The organism is Stenotrophomonas sp. 57, assembly GCF_030291075.1.
GTDB lineage: Bacteria > Pseudomonadota > Gammaproteobacteria > Xanthomonadales > Xanthomonadaceae > Stenotrophomonas.
This window is the reverse complement of the sequence record NZ_CP127407.1, coordinates 1,835,056-1,850,354: the sequence shown is the minus strand read 5'-3', so window position 1 is coordinate 1,850,354 and position 15,299 is coordinate 1,835,056. Positions and strand designations below refer to the sequence as shown.

Sequence of the window (15,299 nt, the reverse complement as noted above, 5' to 3'; positions counted from 1 at the left end):
CTCTGGTAGTTGCCCACCCTGGTGGGCACACCGGCAAAAACTTCGAGAGATCACTGCAATGACCAAGCAAATCCAAGACGCCTACATCGTCGCCGCCACCCGTACCCCGGTCGGCAAGGCGCCCAAGGGCATGTTCCGCAACACCCGCCCCGACGACATGCTTGCGCACGTGCTGCGCAGCGTCGTCGCGCAGGCCCCGGGCGTGGACGTCAACCGCATCGATGACGCGATCATCGGCTGCGCCATGCCGGAAGCCGAGCAGGGCATGAACGTGGCGCGCATCGGCGTGCTGCTGGCTGGCCTGCCCAACACCATCGCCGCGCAGACCGTGAACCGCTTCTGCTCCTCCGGCCTGCAGGCCGTGGCGCAGGCCGCCGATGCGATCCGCCTGGGCAACGCCGACCTGATGCTGGCCGGCGGCACCGAATCGATGTCGATGGTGCCGATGATGGGCAACAAGATCGCGATGGCCCCCAGCGTGTTCGACAACGACCACGTGGCCATCGCCTACGGCATGGGCATCACCGCCGAGAAGGTGGCCGAAGAGTGGAAGGTCTCGCGCGAAGACCAGGACGCCTTCGCCTTGGCCTCGCACCAGAAGGCCATGGCCGCGATCCAGAACGGCGAGTTCAAGGACGAGATCAGCCCGTACGAGATCGTCTCGCACCTGCCGGACCTGGCCGATGGCCAGCGCATCATCACCCGCAACAAGGTCGCCGACACCGACGAAGGTCCGCGCCCGGATTCCTCGGCTGAAGGTCTGGCCAAGCTGCGCCCGGTGTTCCGCAACGGCCAGTTCGGCGGCACCGTCACCGCCGGCAACTCCTCGCAGATGAGCGATGGCGCCGGTGCCGTGCTGCTGGCGTCGGAGCAGGCGATCAAGGATTACGGCCTGACCCCGCTGGCCCGTTTCGTCAGCTTCTCGGTGGCCGGCGTGCGTCCGGAAGTGATGGGCATCGGCCCGATCGCCGCGATCCCGAAGGCCCTGAAGCAGGCCGGCCTGACCCAGGACCAGCTGGACTGGATCGAGCTCAACGAAGCCTTCGCCGCGCAGTCGCTGGCGGTGATCCGCGATTGCGGCCTGGACCCGAGCAAGGTCAACCCGCTGGGCGGCGCGATCGCCCTGGGCCACCCGCTGGGCGCGACCGGCGCGATCCGCACCGCGACCCTGCTGCATGGCCTGCGTCGTCGCCAGCAGAAGTACGGCATGGTGACGATGTGCATCGGCACCGGCATGGGCGCAGCGGGTATTTTCGAGGCGCTGTAAGGTTCAAAGCGTTGCCGGCTGGAGTGTCGGTTGGCTGTGGGGCCCGGGTGGGTGAGACTGCCCGGGACACGCCGTAAACCCGTCCCTGGGGGCTTGGCAGCGGCATCCATGCCGCTGACAGTCCCGGTCAGCCTCACCCACCCGCGCCATCCAGCATTCCGCGCGGCGGAGGGTGAGCAAAGGCAAGAGCAGTAGATCCACGCCGTGCGTGGATGCTTTTGATCCTGCTCTGGAAACGAAAAAGGCAGCCATCGGCTGCCTTTTTTGTTTCTGCCCTTGATTCCGCCCTTCGCGTCCGCGCCGCACGGAAAACGGTCGAGAGGGGGCGGATGGCCCTCTCCAAAACCGTTGGCGCCATGGGCCCGAGGCATGCCTCGGGCGGGTTGGGCAGGACGCCCAACCCCGGTCTTGCCGTGTGCGCAGGACAGCGCACACGAGCAAGGCGCCATCGAGCACCATGGAAGGGCTTTGGCGTGTTTTGGAGAGGGCCATCCGCCCCCTCCCCCACGTATCAATCAAGGCGCCGCGAACGGAGCGCTCGATAAACCTTATTCCGCCAACATCGCCGCCAGCTTCTCCCGCGCCGGCCCTGCCAGCTTCGGGTTGTCCAGCGCGAAACGGATCGTCGCTTCGACCAGCCCCAGGTGCGTGCCGCAGTCGAAGCGCGTGCCCTCGAAACGATAGGCATCGACTTCTTCGGTCTTCAGCAGCTGCGCGATCGCATCGGTCAGCTGGATCTCACCGCCGGCGCCGCTGCCGGTATTTTCCAGCAGCTCGAAGATCTTCGGGCTCAGCACGTAGCGGCCGACCACGGCCAGGTCGCTCGGCGCGTCCTCCGGCTTCGGCTTCTCCACGATCTGCGAAATGCGCCCCTTGCGGCCATCGAAGGCCTCGGTTGCGACGATGCCATAGCTGGCGGTCTTGTCGTGCGGCACATCTTCAACGGCGATGACGCTGGCGCCACTGGCTTCGTTCAGATCGGCCATCTGCTTCAGCGCGCCGTCGCCGCGGTTCCAGATCAGGTCGTCCGGCAGCAGCACTGCAAACGGCTCGTCACCGATCACGGCCTTCGCACACAGCACCGCATGGCCCAGGCCCAGGGCCTCGGCCTGGGTCACGAAGATCGCGCGCACGCCGTTGGGCAGCACGTGGCGGATCATCTCCAGCTGTTCCTGCTTGCCGGCGCGCTCGAGCTTCTGCTCCAGCTCGTAGGCCTTGTCGAAGTAGTCGGCGACCGCGTGCTTGTAGCGGTTGGTGATGAACACCAGCGTGTCACAGCCCGCTTCGATCGCCTCATCGACCGCGTACTGGATCAGCGGCCGATCAATGATCGGCAGCATCTCCTTCGGTACGGTCTTGGTTGCTGGCAAAAAACGCGTCCCGAGTCCTGCCACCGGGAAAACCGCTTTGCGAATTCGCTTGCTCATTGGTGCCTGTTGGCCTCACGTGCCGGAAAAGGCACGACTTTAGCGGATGAGATGTAAGCATCCTGTTCGATCGGAGAGAACTCCGGCATCGTCGCAAACAGGACTTCCTTGATGGTGTCGGTGTCATAGCTGCACACCGCGTCGCGCAGGCGCGGGACGTTGCCCAGCACCAGATCGCGCGAGAACGTGCGCACGCCGGCTTCGAGGATCTTCGGATGCGCGGTGGCGCGGTAGTCCTCGTCCGAGTAGAACAGCGTCTCGTGCAGCTTCTCGCCCGGGCGCAGGCCGGTATAGATGATCTGCACATCCTTGTACGGCTGCTTGCCCGCCAGGCGGATCATCTGCTCGGCCAGGAGGCGGATCGGTACCGGCTCACCCATGTCGAGCGTGTAGATCGCACCATGCGATGCCGACGCCGCTGCCTGCAGGATCAGCTGGCAGGCCTCGGGGATGGTCATGAAGTAGCGGCTGACTTCCGGGTCGGTGACCGTGACCGGGCCGCCGCGCAGGATCTGTTCGCGGAACAGCGGCACCACACTGCCGGCCGAGGCCAGCACGTTGCCGAAACGTACCGTGACGAAACGGGTGTGCGTGGACTTCTGGTCCAGGCTCTGGCAGATCATCTCTGCGTAGCGCTTGCTCGCACCCAGCGCGTTGACTGGATCGACCGCCTTGTCGGTGGAGATGAACACGAAATGCTCGACGCGTGCTTCAAGGCAGGCACGGGCCACGTTCTCGGTCGCCAGAATGTTGTTGCGCACCGCTTCGCGCAGCTGCCGTTCCAGCACCGGCACATGCTTGTAGGCAGCGGCATGGAATGCGGTGTCGACCGGATGCAGCGAGAGTGCATGGCGGATCACCGCGGGGTCGCCACAGTCGCCCAGCACCGCTTCGATCTCGATATCGGGGAAGCTGCGGCGCAGCTCACCTTCGATGGTCAGCAGCAGCAGCTCGCTGATCTCCAGCAGGACGATGCGGCCGGCACCGTGGCGTGCGCACTGGCGGCACAGCTCCGAGCCGATCGAACCACCGGCACCGGTGACCATCACGGTGCGCCCGCCCAACCAGCCACGGATCAGGTTCCAGTCCGGGGTGATCGGCTTGCGGCCAAGCAGGTCCTCGATCGCCACTTCCTTCAGCTGGCCTGGCAGCGACTGGCCCTGCAGGATGTCGCTGAGCTTGGGCACCGTGCGGAACGGCACGCCGGTGCTTTCACAGATGGCGACCACACGCTGCATGCCCGCGGCATCCAGCGAAGGCATGGCGATCACCAGCAGCTTGGCCGCCGTCTCGCGGACCACCGTCGGGGCATCATCCAGACTGCCGAGGATCGGCAGACCCTGCAGATTGGCGCCACGCAGGTGGGGTGCATCATCCAGCAGGCCGACCGGCTCGAAGTTGCCGGAACGGCGCAGATCGCGGACCAGGGTCTCGGCTGCCTGCCCGGCACCGAGGATCAGCACGCGGCGCGCGCTCGAATCGGACTGCAGTGCCTGGTAGTCCTTCCAGGCCCGGTACAGCAGGCGCGGCGCGCCCAGCAGCGCCGACAGCGCGAACGGATAGATCACCAGCACGGACATCGGCACGCCGTCGAAGCGCTTCCACATCAGCACCAGCACGATGCCGACCAGGCCGATGAAGCTGGCCTTGAAGATGTTCAGCAGGTCGCTGACGCTGGCGAAACGCCACAGCCCGCGATACAGGCCCACGCGCCAGAACACCAGGGCCTGCAGCAGCAGCACCAGGGTGGTATCGACGTTCCAGAGGGGCAGCGCGGGCGCGTTGGGCAGGATCGAGTAGCGCCCCGCGTGAAGCAGCTGCCAGCATGCCCAGACCATGAACAGGTCATGGCAGACAATGGCCGAGCGCGGCATCAGGCCCAGAATTCTGTCCCGCAGGGGTGAAGCCATAAGTCAGGTAGATCCTTGTCGGTGACGCAATCCATTGCGCAGGAGGAGCCAAACGACGCTCAGCGCGGCAAACCACGCGACCGCCAGGACAGCCTCCCACCTCGGCTGCAAATTGGAGCAGACATTAAGCACTGTAATGCTGAACAGGCCCAAAGCAAAGTACATCCCTGTCACCTGGGCATGACTGGCTCCTGCCTGTACCGCCCGCTGGTAGACATGCTGGGTATGGGGTTCCATCCAGCGTTGTCCTGAAATGATGCGCGCCGCCAGTGTGAAGCCAGCGTCCACAAGGAACGCCGAGGCCGGCACCAGCAGCAGGATCCAGTGGATATCGGTACGCACCGCGGCGATGGCCAGAACGACGGCAACGGCATAGCCCAGCGCGCCACTTCCGACATCGCCCATGAAGATCCGCGCCCGTGGAAAATTGAACGGCAGAAAGCCCAGGCAGGCCAGGCCGAGCGCGACGGCGGCCAGCGAATAGGGCCAGGGCAGCACCGGCGCCAGGCCCAGCGCGACCACGAGGGCCTGGCTGGCAGCAATACCGTTGATGCCATCCATGAAGTTCCAGATGTTGATCAGCGACGCGGTGAACACCAACACCAGCCCGGCCAGCAGCCAGCTGCCACCGTGCACCTTCACCAGCGCACCCAGCAGTGCGGCGGCAATGAAATGCACCAGCAGGCGGCGCATGGCCGGCAACGGCCGGTGGTCGTCCCACCAGCCGATGCCCGCGACCAGCACCAGGCCGATGCTGGCGACCAGCAGGCTTGGCGCCGATTCGGGCCAGACCCACATCGCCACGCCAGCAGTGACCAGCAGGCTGATGACGATCGCGATTCCGCCGCCGCGCGGCGTTGCCACGCTATGGCTGCGACGCTCGCCGGGCTGATCCATCAGTTGCTGGCGCAGGGCATAGCCACGTGCCGCCCAGGTCAATCCGGCACTCAGCAGGGCAAGCCCCAGCAGCGCGCCCATCACGAGCCACGGCATGGATCAGAGCACCGCGTAGTTCAGCAGTGGCTTGACCGTGCCCCATTCCTTGCAGCTCGGGCACTGCCAGTGGTGGGTGCGTGCGCCGAAGCCGCAGCGGGTGCAGCGGTAGGCAGGGTTGCGCACCAGCAACTGGTCGGTGATGTGCTTGAGGTCGTGCAGGGTCGCGGTGGAATCGGCGCCCTCGGCCAGGGTCAGGTCGATCAGCGCCGATTCGCCACGCACCGACGGACGATCCTTGAGCTGGCGGCCAAGGTAGGCACGGGCCGGAGCCACACCCTCCTGCTCTTCCATCAGCCGGGTCAGGGCCAGCACCGGGGCAATGCCACGGTAGTGTTCGGTCATTTCCGACAGGAACGCACGCGCGCCCCCCAGGTCGCCGACCTTGCGGTAGTTTTCCATCAGCGCCGGCAGCAGCTCGGGCAGGTACTCCGGATCGTTGCGCGCGGCGCGTTCGAATGCACGCACGGCGGCTTCGGCATTACCCGCATCCGTCTCAAGTCGACCTTCGATGATGCCGGCGCGCACCGACATGGCGTCGGCCTGGTAGGCGCGGGCGATCGCCGCCCTCGCCTCTTCCAGCTTGCCGGCGCCACGGAAGCGTTCGGCCAGCTCGCATTCGAACTGACCGATCAGCTTGCCCATCGGCTCGCCGGTGACGTCTTCGAAGCGGGTGGCGTTGTCGATCGCCTTTTCCCAGTCACGCTCGGCCTGGTAGATGCCGATCAGGTGCTTGAGCGCCTGCGGAGCGCGCTGGTCCAGCTGCGCCAACTCGGTGAACACAGTCTCTGCACGGTCCAGCAGGCCGGACTTCATGTAGTCCTCGCCCAGCGCCAGCAGGGCCTGCACGCGCTGCGCGTCGCTCAGGTCATGGCGGTTGACCAGCCCCTGGTGCAGGCGGATGGCGCGGTCCACTTCACCGCGGCGGCGGAACAGGTGGCCCAGCGCAACCTGGGTCTCGAAGGTTTCCTTGTCCAGCTCGGCGATGTGCAGGAACAGTTCGATGGCCTTGTCCGGCTGCTCGTTGAGCAGGTAGTTCAGGCCACGGAAGTAGGTGCTGGACAGTCGGCTGACCTGGTTGTCACCGTGGCGCTGGCCGCCACGCCGGCCAATCACCCACCCGGCCAGTGCGGCCAGCGGAACGAACAGGAAAAACCACAGCCACTCGGTGACGAAATCCATCTTCGATCAGCGTCCATCAAAAGATTGGGGGGAAACACCCGCGGCCGGCGTGGCGGCGGACTTGTTGGCACGGCGCAGCTGGCCGTAGAGCGGAATGACCACGCTCACCAGCACCAGGCCGGCACCGACGATGACACCGATCAGCAGGGCCGCAATCAGCGCCACGCCCACGGAGGTATTCAACTGGGTAAACAGCAGGTTGATCGACATCGCGGTCATGTTGACCGCACCAATGATCAGCCCAAGGATCAGGACCGCCAGCAGGACCAGCAGACGAAAGACCTTCATGCGACAGCTCCAGTGGCAGGAGTCCGTAGCTTATCCGACCCGCGGCTGGATTCGCACGCGGTGGCGCGACGGAGGCTCAGGCCGGATCGGCGTCCAGCGGCAGCACACTGCTGACCCGCTCGCGCAGTTCCTTGCCCGGCTTGAAATGGGGGACGTGCTTGCCCGGCAGGGCAACCGATTCGCCGGTCTTCGGGTTGCGACCCAGGCGCGGCGGACGATAGTGCAGCGAGAAGCTGCCAAAACCACGGATTTCGATGCGATCCCCGGCGGACAGCGATCCGCCCATCATTTCCAGCAATGACTTCACCGCCAGATCGACATCATCGGCCTTCAGGTGCGCCTGGCGGCGCGCAAGGATTTCGATCAGTTCGGATTTGGTCATTACCGGCTCACATCAGGGGCATCTCAGCCTGAAACGGCCCAGGCAGAAGCCCGGGCCGTCCAGGAAACAACAAACAGCGTAAGGCCGATTACTCGGACTTGTTGCCGTTCAGCTGTGCACGCAGCAGCGCGCCCAGCTGGGTGGTGCCGCTGGAAGCCGAAGAGGACTGGTATTCCTCCAGCACTTCGCGCATTTCCGCGTCGTCCTTGGCCTTGATCGACAGCTGCAGGGTACGGCCCTTGCGGTCCATGCCCACGAACTTGGCTTCGATCTTGTCGCCGACCTTCAGGTGCTGGGTGGCGTCGTCAACGCGCTCGTTGGCGATGTCGCGCGCCGAGACGTAACCTTCGATGCCGTCAGCCAGCTCGATGATCGCGCCCTTGGCGTCGACTTCCTTCACCACGCCTTCGACCTTGGAGCCCTTCGGATTGGCAGCCATGTACTGGCCGAACGGATCCTGCTCCAGCTGCTTCACGCCCAGGGAGATGCGCTCGCGCTCCGGATCGACAGCCAGGACGACGGCGTCCAGGGTATCGCCCTTCTTGAAGTTGCGAACGACGTCTTCGCCGGTGGTGTTCCAGCTGATGTCGGACAGGTGGACCAGGCCGTCGATGCCGCCGTCCAGGCCGATGAAGATGCCGAAGTCGGTGATCGACTTGATCTGGCCCGACACCTTGTCACCCTTCTTGTGGGTGGCAGCGAAGGTTTCCCACGGATTGGCGGCAACCTGCTTCATGCCCAGCGAGATGCGGCGACGCTCTTCATCGACGTCCAGCACCATCACTTCGACTTCATCACCAACCTGGACAACCTTGGACGGGTTGACGTTCTTGTTGGTCCAATCCATCTCGGAGACGTGCACCAGGCCTTCGACGCCCGGCTCGATCTCAACGAACGCACCGTAATCGGTGACGTTGGAGACCTTGCCGAAGACGCGGCTGTTGGCCGGGTAACGACGGCCGATGTTGTCCCACGGATCCTCGCCCAGCTGCTTCAGGCCCAGCGAAACGCGGTTGCGCTCGCGGTCGAACTTCAGCACGCGGACGTCCAGCTCGTCGCCGACGTTCACGACTTCCGACGGGTGACGCACGCGCTTCCACGCCATGTCGGTGATGTGCAGCAGGCCGTCGATACCGCCCAGGTCCACGAACGCGCCGTAGTCGGTCAGGTTCTTGACCACACCCTTCAGGATCGCGCCTTCCTGCAGCTTGTCCATCAGCTGCTCGCGCTCTTCCGAGTGCTCGCTTTCGACGACAGCGCGGCGCGAGACCACGACGTTGTTACGCTTGCGGTCCAGCTTGATGAGCTTGAACTCGAGTTCCTTGCCTTCCAGGTAGGCCGGATCGCGCACCGGGCGCACATCGACCAGGGAACCCGGCAGGAAGGCGCGGACATCCTTGATGTCCACGGTGAAACCACCCTTGACCTTGCCGCTGATGCGGCCGGTGATGGTTTCGTTCTTTTCCAACGCCTCTTCCAGCTCGTCCCACACCATCGCGCGCTTGGCCTTCTCGCGCGACAGGACGGTTTCGCCGAAGCCGTTCTCGATCGAGTCGAGGGCGACCTTGACGATGTCGCCTTCGGCGACGTCGATTTCGCCAGCGTCGTTACGGAACTGTTCGATCGGCACGATGCCTTCGGACTTCAGGCCAGCGTTGATCACCACGACGTCGCCGCGGACTTCAACAACGGTACCGCTGACGATGGCGCCCGGCTTCAGCTTGGCCAGGTTGGCCTGGCTGGCTTCAAACAGTTCGGCAAATGATTCGGTCATTAGATTTACTCTGTTGGACACATGGGTCGGTGGCGTCCCCTTCAGGGGAATGGCGACCGCCCGCCTGTTGGTCGACCCCGGAAACGCAGGTCGTGTGTAGTAGGAAAACCGCCACGCATCATTGCGCGGCGGAGCTGGTACAGCACTGCTTTGCGCGACCACCACCGATGCAGCTGGCAGTGCTCCCGCACGAACGGATCAGGCAGCCGGAACCGGAAGCAGATCCATCACTCGGGCAACGACATCATCGATGCCGATGCCTGTGGTGTCGATGAGGACAGCATCGTCTGCCGGCTTCAGGGGCGCCACGGTACGCTGAGCATCACGGGCGTCGCGGGCCATGATCTCGCGCAGGAGGTCATCAAAGTTAACAGAAACCCCCTTGTCTTTCAACTGCTTATGCCGGCGCTCGGCGCGCTCCTCGGCACTGGCGGTCAGGAAGACCTTGTAGGGGGCGTCCTTGAAGATCACCGTGCCCATGTCGCGGCCGTCGGCGACCAGGCCGGGCAGCTCCCTGAATGCGCGCTGGCGCTCCTTCAGGGCCGCGCGGACCTCCGGAATGGCGGCAATGGCCGAGGCCAGGGCGCCGGTGGTCTCCAGGCGCAGCTCGTCGGTGGCATCGGTGCCGTTGACCATGACCCGCATCGACTCGCCCCGTTCAACAAACTGAACATGGGTGTCGAAAGTACAGCGCACCAGCGCCGAGGCGTCGGAGGTGTCGATGTCTGCCCAGCTCGCGGCCACGCCCACTGCGCGGTACAGCGCACCCGAATCCAGGTAATGCCAGCCCATCCGGCGCGCGATGATGCGGCTGATGGTACCCTTGCCAGCCCCGGAAGGGCCGTCGATGGTCAGGACGGGAGCGAGTGGATTCATGGGGTTCCCAGAGCGTGTGAAGGGGTCATTCTAGCCCCTGCCCGAGGCCCCGCGCGGCGACTTTCGTGCAACCACTTGAAACATCGACAAAAAGCCCGGTAGAATGGCGGGCTTGAACGAGCGTCAACTGCCGATTGTCTTTCGCATATCGCGGCCACGCTCCACCCGAACAACTACTGTTTACGCCGAGGTATGCCATGAAAGTCCTGTCCTCCCTGAAGTCGGCGAAGGCCCGTCACCGCGACTGCAAGGTCGTCCGTCGTCGCGGCAAGATCTTCGTCATCTGCAAGTCGAACCCGCGTTTCAAGGCGCGTCAGCGCTAAGCCCAACAGCCCTCGCGGCTGCGGCTGGCCCTACGCGGGGCCGACCCGATGCAAGAAACCGCCTTCGGGCGGTTTTTTGTTTATGCGGCTTTTTCCTGCCGTTTTTGCTGTAATCGCCTTTCTTGACCACTGGGGAGTAGATCGAGATGAAGCGTTACCTGTCCGCCCTGGCCGTGATGGCCACCCTGGCCGCCGCTACGCCGGCGATGGCCGATACCCTGCTTGTCGACCGCGCCCGCGAGAAGCCGGCCGGTGCCCTGCCCGTGCGCGGCCAGAGCATGCAGCAGGTGCAGGCGCAGTTCGGCGCGCCGAGCGAACAGCTGCAGCCGCGCGGCGGGCAGAAGCGGCAATGGCCGACCATCAACCGCTGGGTGTACCCGCAGTTCACCGTCTACTTCGAGAAGCAGAAGGTGATCGACGTGGTGGCCAACCAGGCGGACCCGAACGAAATCGGCCCGAAACCGCCGATCCGTTGATCCCTTTACCCGCCGTGGGCGGGCCTGTGTAGCGAGACCATGAACCAGACCCTTCGTTTTCCTGCCGAGTGGGAAGCCCAGAGCGGCGTCCTGATTGCCTGGCCCACCGCCGACACCGACTGGGCCGACCGCCTGGGCCAGGTGGAAGAGACCTACATCGCCCTGGTCGCGGCCATCACCCGCTTCCAGCCGGTACTGATCTGCGTGGCCGACGACGATGTGGAGACCTATGCCGAAATGCGGCTGCGCTCCAACCGCATCGACATGGGCAAGGTCCACTTCACCACGGCCGCCTACGACGATACCTGGCTGCGCGACTCCGGCCCGATCACCCTGCGCCGCGCCGACGGCGGTTTCCAGCTGCTGGACTTCCGCTTCACCGGCTGGGGCGGCAAGTTCGATGCCACCCTGGATGACCAGCTGGTGGGCGTGCTCGACCAGGCCGGCGTGTTCAACGACGCGCCAGTGCGCAGCATCCCGTTCGCGCTGGAAGGCGGCGGCATCGAAACCGACGGCGAAGGCACCCTGCTGACCACCTGGAAGTGCCTGCACGAGCGCCACCCGGACCGCGACCGCGACAGCCTGAGCGCCGACCTGGCCGACTGGCTGCAGCAGGACCGCGTGCTGTGGCTGGACCACGGCTATCTGGAAGGCGACGACACCGACGCGCACATCGACACCCTCGCCCGCTTCGCTTCGGTCGACAGCATCGTCTACCAGGCCTGCGACGACGAGAGCGACTCGCACTACGCCGAGCTGCAGGCGATGGGCAACGAACTGGCCGCGCTGCGCACGAAGGATGGCCAGCCGTACCGCCTGTTCCCGCTGCCGTGGGCCCAGCCGGTGATTGACGAGGGCCGCCGCCTGGCCGCGTCGTATGCCAATTACCTGATCGTCAATGGTGCGGTGCTGATGCCGGCCTATGGCGATCCGGCCGATGACCTGGCCCGCGACGTGCTGGCGCAGGCGCACCCGGGCCGCGAGATCGTGCAGGTGCCCTGCCGCTCGCTGATCTGGCAGAACGGCAGCCTGCACTGCATCACCATGCAGCTGCCGGCAGGGCTGTTGAAGGCCTGATGGATGACGTCGGGCCCCGCCCGGCGCCGCTTTTGTAGAGTCGAGCCATGCTCGACTGGCCTTTTGTAGAGCCGAGCCCACGCTCGGCTGGGGCGCTCGCGCAACCGGAGCAGAACGCAGCCGAGCATGGGCTCGGCTCTACAACACCGGCCCATTCAGCGCGCGACACGCCGTTGCCGTCCATCCGCGCTAACATGCAGGTTTTCCCCCGCAGGAACGCCCCGCATGAACTCGCGCAGCCCCCTTACCGTCGCCCTGATCCAGGAGCGCAACCACGGTGATGCCGCCGCCAACCTGGCGGTGATCGAAGCACGCGTGGCCGAGGCGGCTGCGCAGGGTGCCAAGCTGGTGCTGCTGCAGGAACTGCATAACGGTCCGTATTTCTGCCAGCACGAGTCGGTGGACGAGTTCGACCTGGCCGAGCCGATTCCGGGCCCGAGCACCGAGCGCCTGGGCGCGCTGGCGAAGAAGCATGGCGTGGTGCTGGTCGGCTCGCTGTTCGAACGCCGCGCCGCTGGCCTGTACCACAACACCGCCGTGGTGTTCGAGAAGGACGGCACGCTGCTCGGCAAGTACCGCAAGATGCATATCCCGGACGATCCGGGCTTCTACGAAAAGTTCTACTTCACCCCGGGCGACATCGGCTTCACGCCGATCGACACCTCGGTGGGTCGCCTCGGCGTGCTGGTCTGCTGGGACCAGTGGTACCCGGAAGCGGCACGCCTGATGGCGCTGGCCGGTGCCGAACTGCTGCTCTACCCGACCGCGATCGGTTGGGACCCGGACGACATGCAGGACGAGAAGACCCGCCAGCGCGACGCCTGGGTGCTGAGCCACCGCGGCCATGCCGTGGCCAACGGCCTGCCGGTGCTGAGCTGCAACCGCGTCGGCCATGAAGCCTCACCGCTGGGTGCGTCGGGCATCCAGTTCTGGGGCAACAGCCACGTGCTGGGCCCGCAGGGCGAGTTCCTGGCCGAGGCCGGCACCGATGCCACGGTTCTGCTGTGCGATGTCGACCTGCAGCGCAGTGAGCACGTGCGCCGCATCTGGCCGTTCCTGCGCGACCGTCGCATCGACGCGTACGGCGACCTGCTCAAGCGCTACATCGACTGAGCCGGAGCCGCGCATGGCCGTCCTCATCCGTGATGCCGGCCCGGCCGACATCGACGCGATCACCGCGATCTATGCGGTGGAAGTGACCGACTTCGTCAACACCTACGAGTACGACATCCCGGATGCGACCGAGATGCTGCGCCGCATGCGCGACATCATCGATCGTGGTTTCCCCTACCTGGTCGCCGAGATCGACGGCCAGGTGGCCGGCTATGCCTATGCCAACACCTACCGCACCCGCGTGGCGTACCAGTGGACCGTGGAGAACTCGGTCTACGTCGATGCCCGCTTCCAGGGCAAGGGCGTCGGCACCGGCCTGCTGCAGGCGCTGATCGACGCCTGCGTGGCGCGTGGCTACCGGCAGATGGTGGCGGTGATCGGCGAACCGACCAATACCGCTTCAATCAAGCTGCACGAACGGTTCGGCTTCGAACTGGTGGGCGTGTTCCGTGGCCTCGGCCGCAAGCACGGCCGCTGGCTGGATACCGTGCAGATGCAGCGCGCGCTCGGCGACGGCGCCGACACCGCACCTTCCAATGAATGAACCCATGACCGAAACCCTTCCCGAAACCGGCGACGATCTGTTCGCCGGCCAGCCGGTGCGCGTCATCGAACGCGACGGCGTGCGCTACACCCTGCTGGGCACCGCCCATGTTTCGCGCGCCAGCGTTGAAGCCGTGGAGAAAGCCATCGACAGCGGCCGTTTCGACGCGGTGGCGGTCGAGCTGGACCCGCAGCGCCTGCAGGCACTAAGCGACCCGGACACGCTGGCCAAGCTCGACCTGGTCGAGGTGATCCGCAAGGGTCGCGTTGCCCTGTTCGCCGCCAACCTGGCCCTGTCCGCCTACCAGCGACGCCTGGCCGAACAGCTGGACATCGAGCCAGGCGCCGAACTGAAGCGCGCGGTGGAACTGGCCCGCGAACGCGACCTGCCCGTGCACCTGATCGACCGCGAGGTCGGCCTGACCTTCCGCCGTGCCTCGCAGCGGCTGGGCTTCTTCGGCAAGCTGAAGCTGGTCGCGGGGCTCGGCGCTGGCCTGTTCTCGTCCGAGGAAGTGGGCGAAAACGAGATCGAGAAGCTCAAGCAGGGCGACATGCTGGAATCGAGCTTCGGCGAGTTCGCCAGCGAGAGCCCGGCGCTGTACGAGACCATCATCGGCGAACGCGACCGCTACATGGCCACGCGCCTGCGCGAGGAACACAACCCGCAGCAGCGTGAAGTGCTGGCGGTTGTCGGTGCGGGCCACCTTGCAGGGCTGGCGCGTTACCTGGAAACCGACACCGAGGCACCGGCGCCGCTGCGCGCCGAGCTGGAAGCGGTACCGAAGAAGCGCAACATTCCGTGGTTCACGCTGGGCATCCTGGCGATCGTGGCGACCGGCATCGGCGTGGGCTTCTACCGCGGCGGCCTCGGCGTGGGTACCGAACTGCTGGCGACCTGGGCGATGTATACCGGCGGCCTGGCGGGCCTGGGCTGCCTGCTGGCCGGCGGCCATCCCCTGAGCATCCTCACTGCAATCGCGGTGGCGCCGTTCAAGCCGTTCCGCCTGAGCATCCCCACCGGCGCGTTCTCGGCGCTGGTGGAAGCGCGCCTGCGCAAGCCGGCCTACGAAGACTTCCTCAAGCTGCGCGACGATGCGCAGAGCCTGAAAGGCTGGTACCGCAATCGCGTCACCCGCGTGGTGCTGACCTTCATGCTGACCAACATCGGCAGCATGCTCGGCCTGTGGCTGACCACGTTCAAGGTGTGGGGCAAGGTCGCGGGGTAAACCTCAACCGGCCACAGAATCTGTTGCGCCCGAGCCGATGCTCGGGCGGCGCCGCGATGTGGCGAACAGCAGCCGAGCATGGGCTCGGCTCTACATCGGCGCGGAATCTGTAGCGCCCGAGCCCACGCTCGGGCGGCGCCGCGACGCGGCGAACAGCAGCCGAGCATGGGCTCGGCTCTACATGGGCACGGCATCTGTAGCGCCCGAGCCGATGCTCGGGCGGCGCCGCGATGTGGCGAACAGCAGCCGAGCATAGGCTCGGCTCTACATGGGCACGGCATCTGTAGCGCCCGAGCCGATGCTCGGGCGGCGCCGCGATGTGGCGAACAGCAGCCGAGCATGGGCTCGGCTCTACATGGGCACGGCATCTGTAGCGCCCGAGCCCACGCTCGGGCGGCGCCGCGATGTGGCGAACAGCAGCCGAGCATCGGCTCGGCTCTAC

15 protein-coding genes are annotated in these 15,299 nt (G+C 65.7%); 7 read left to right on the top strand and 8 right to left on the bottom strand.

Annotation, left to right across the window (positions count from 1 at the left end):
* The first annotated feature begins 58 nt into the window (after positions 1 to 58).
* The gene (locus QP512_RS08590) at positions 59 to 1,267 is read left to right on the top strand and encodes an acetyl-CoA C-acyltransferase (protein ID WP_005416236.1); all 1,209 of its coding nucleotides are present in this window, start codon (positions 59 to 61) and stop codon (positions 1,265 to 1,267) included.
* A gap of 548 nt (positions 1,268 to 1,815) precedes the next feature.
* Here the strand turns inward: QP512_RS08590 and galU are convergent.
* The 8 genes from galU to cmk all read right to left on the bottom strand — a co-directional run bounded on the left by galU (position 1,816) and on the right by cmk (position 10,099).
* A complete protein-coding gene (galU, locus tag QP512_RS08585; protein WP_021204148.1) occupies positions 1,816 to 2,694 on the bottom strand; it encodes a UTP--glucose-1-phosphate uridylyltransferase GalU in 879 nt (292 codons plus the stop codon).
* Positions 2,691 to 4,604 (bottom strand): nucleoside-diphosphate sugar epimerase/dehydratase, encoded by a 1,914-nt coding sequence (locus tag QP512_RS08580; RefSeq protein WP_286071715.1) that lies wholly within the window; start codon positions 4,602 to 4,604, stop codon positions 2,691 to 2,693. The genes galU and QP512_RS08580 overlap by 4 nt, the downstream gene beginning before the upstream one ends.
* Positions 4,605 to 4,607: 3 nt before the next feature.
* Entirely contained in the window at positions 4,608 to 5,597 is a 990-nt protein-coding gene (locus QP512_RS08575; RefSeq protein WP_286071714.1) for a glycosyltransferase family 4 protein, read from the bottom strand.
* 3 nt (positions 5,598 to 5,600) lie between these two features.
* Positions 5,601 to 6,779: a lipopolysaccharide assembly protein LapB gene (lapB, locus tag QP512_RS08570; protein WP_049428020.1), complete on the bottom strand. Its 1,179-nt coding sequence runs from the start codon at positions 6,777 to 6,779 to the stop codon at positions 5,601 to 5,603.
* A 6-nt stretch (positions 6,780 to 6,785) separates the two neighbouring features.
* Positions 6,786 to 7,067 (bottom strand): LapA family protein, encoded by a 282-nt coding sequence (locus QP512_RS08565; RefSeq protein ID WP_180853498.1) that lies wholly within the window; start codon positions 7,065 to 7,067, stop codon positions 6,786 to 6,788.
* A gap of 76 nt (positions 7,068 to 7,143) precedes the next feature.
* Entirely contained in the window at positions 7,144 to 7,449 is a 306-nt protein-coding gene (locus tag QP512_RS08560) for an integration host factor subunit beta (RefSeq protein WP_005409286.1), read from the bottom strand.
* Between the two features lie 88 nt (positions 7,450 to 7,537).
* Positions 7,538 to 9,223: a 30S ribosomal protein S1 gene (gene rpsA, locus QP512_RS08555; RefSeq protein WP_005409285.1), complete on the bottom strand. Its 1,686-nt coding sequence runs from the start codon at positions 9,221 to 9,223 to the stop codon at positions 7,538 to 7,540.
* 198 nt (positions 9,224 to 9,421) lie between these two features.
* Positions 9,422 to 10,099 carry a (d)CMP kinase gene (gene cmk, locus QP512_RS08550; RefSeq protein ID WP_049454773.1) on the bottom strand — a complete coding sequence of 226 codons (678 nt, stop codon included), beginning with the start codon at positions 10,097 to 10,099 and terminating at the stop codon, positions 9,422 to 9,424.
* 197 nt (positions 10,100 to 10,296) lie between these two features.
* Here cmk and ykgO point away from each other — a divergent pair, with 197 nt between their 5' ends.
* From ykgO to QP512_RS08520, 6 genes are all read left to right on the top strand, one after another.
* On the top strand, positions 10,297 to 10,422 hold the full coding sequence (gene ykgO / locus QP512_RS08545; RefSeq protein ID WP_005409283.1) for a type B 50S ribosomal protein L36: 126 nt from the start codon (positions 10,297 to 10,299) through the stop codon (positions 10,420 to 10,422).
* A 176-nt stretch (positions 10,423 to 10,598) separates the two neighbouring features.
* On the top strand, positions 10,599 to 10,898 hold the full coding sequence (locus QP512_RS08540) for a hypothetical protein (protein ID WP_226053522.1): 300 nt from the start codon (positions 10,599 to 10,601) through the stop codon (positions 10,896 to 10,898).
* Between the two features lie 39 nt (positions 10,899 to 10,937).
* The gene (locus QP512_RS08535) at positions 10,938 to 11,975 is read left to right on the top strand and encodes an agmatine deiminase family protein (protein ID WP_286071713.1); all 1,038 of its coding nucleotides are present in this window, start codon (positions 10,938 to 10,940) and stop codon (positions 11,973 to 11,975) included.
* Between the two features lie 225 nt (positions 11,976 to 12,200).
* Positions 12,201 to 13,088: a carbon-nitrogen hydrolase gene (locus tag QP512_RS08530; RefSeq protein ID WP_286071712.1), complete on the top strand. Its 888-nt coding sequence runs from the start codon at positions 12,201 to 12,203 to the stop codon at positions 13,086 to 13,088.
* 13 nt (positions 13,089 to 13,101) lie between these two features.
* Positions 13,102 to 13,632 carry a GNAT family N-acetyltransferase gene (locus QP512_RS08525; protein ID WP_049429014.1) on the top strand — a complete coding sequence of 177 codons (531 nt, stop codon included), beginning with the start codon at positions 13,102 to 13,104 and terminating at the stop codon, positions 13,630 to 13,632.
* Positions 13,625 to 14,857, top strand: a complete 1,233-nt coding sequence (locus tag QP512_RS08520; RefSeq protein ID WP_286071711.1) for a TraB/GumN family protein — start codon at positions 13,625 to 13,627, stop codon at positions 14,855 to 14,857. The genes QP512_RS08525 and QP512_RS08520 overlap by 8 nt, the downstream gene beginning before the upstream one ends.
* Positions 14,858 to 15,299 lie beyond the last annotated feature (442 nt).